General features: G+C 63.4%; 1 pseudogene. It reads left to right on the top strand.

Annotated features, from left to right (window positions below):
• Nucleotides 1-78 precede the first annotated feature (78 nt).
• A pseudogene (locus tag MFF64_RS36585) lies at nt 79-585 on the top strand (transposase); the annotation flags it as partial.

Here is a 585-nt window from a genome sequence, read left to right as displayed (position 1 = left end):
TGACCCTGACCCGGCGAACTGGTCCACACCGAGCGCAAGTTTTTCGGGCATTCTGAACCCTGAAGGAGGGTGGATGCCATGCCTCGCAAACGCTTCACGAACGAACAGATCGCCTTCGCCCTCAGGCAGGCGGAGAACGGTGCAACGGTGGATGAGGTCTGCCGGAAGATGGGCGTGTCCGAGCCAACCTTCTATCGCTGGAAGAAGCAGTTCGTCGGCATGGGCGTGCCGGAGATCCGACGCCTGAAGCAATTAGAGGACGAGAACAGTAAGCTCAAACGGCTGGTCGCCGACCTGACGTTGGATCGTTCCATGCTGCAGGACGTGCTCAAGCGAAAGTGGTGAGGCCCGCCGTTCGCCGCGAGGTCGCCGGTCATCTGCAGGTGACCTACGGCATCAGCGAACGGCGGGCCTGTCAGGCTACCGGCTTCGGCCGCTCGTCCCAGCGCTACAGGACGCGCTCGGACCCACAGGTAGCGCTGCGCATGCGGCTGAAGGAGTTGGCAGCTGCGCGGGTCCGCTACGGCTATCGGCGACTGCACGTCCTGTTGCGGCGGGAGGGCTGGATCGTGAACCACAAGCGCA

Source organism: Methylobacterium frigidaeris (genome assembly GCF_022179185.1).
Classification (GTDB): Bacteria; Pseudomonadota; Alphaproteobacteria; order Rhizobiales; family Beijerinckiaceae; genus Methylobacterium; species Methylobacterium frigidaeris.
The sequence above is the reverse complement of the archived record's forward strand: the minus strand, read 5'-3'. Positions and strand labels throughout refer to the sequence as shown.